The 741-nt window shown below is 69.2% G+C and carries 1 pseudogene; it reads left to right on the top strand.

The features are described from left to right. Positions 1 to 741, top strand: a pseudogene (locus tag NR072_RS06435) (IS5 family transposase); the annotation flags it as partial.

Below are 741 nucleotides of genomic sequence, written 5' to 3'. Positions count from 1 at the left end.
CGTTCGCCGACGCCCGCACCATGGTGGAGGCGATCATCTACCGGTACAGGTGCGGAATCGCTTGGAGGGATCTGCCCGAGGTCTACGGGCCCTGGCAGACCGTGTGGACCTGGCATCGGCGCTTGGCCGAAGAGGGCACCTGGGACACGGTGCTGGCCACGCTGACCGCCGCCGCTGACGCCGAAGGCCTGATCGATTGGTCGGTCTCGGTGGACTCCACGATCGCCCGCGCGCATCAGCACGCGACGAACATCACCCGCCACACAGGGGGATGGATCGAACTACAAGAATCCGCGTGAGGAGCCGGCCGATCACGGCATCGGGCGCTCCCGTGGCGGGCTGAGCACGAAGATCCATCAGCTCGTGGACGGGACCGGGCTGCCGCTGGTCAGCCTGATCACCCCCGGCCAGGCAGGGGACTCCCCGATGCTGCTTCCTCTTCTGGAGCAGCTGCGCGTGACCCGGCCAGTAGGGCGGCCCCGGACCCGCCCCGAGGCCGTGCTGGGCGATAAGGCGTACTCCTCCCGGGCGATCCGCACCCACCTACGTGCCCGTGGGATCAAAGCGGTCATCCCCGAACCGGCCGACCAGCAGGGCCACCGCAGACGGCGCGGTGCCCGCGGCGGGCGCCCCGTTAGCCTCGACGCGGACGCCTACAAGGGCCGCAACGTCATCGAGCGTCAGTACGCGCACCTGAAGCAGTGGCGGGGTCTGGCGACCCGGTATGACAAGTACGCGATC

Source organism: Micrococcus sp. Mcc89 (assembly GCF_024519795.1).
Classification (GTDB): domain Bacteria; phylum Actinomycetota; class Actinomycetes; order Actinomycetales; family Micrococcaceae; genus Micrococcus; species Micrococcus luteus.
This window is presented reverse-complemented; position numbering and strand designations above follow the sequence as displayed.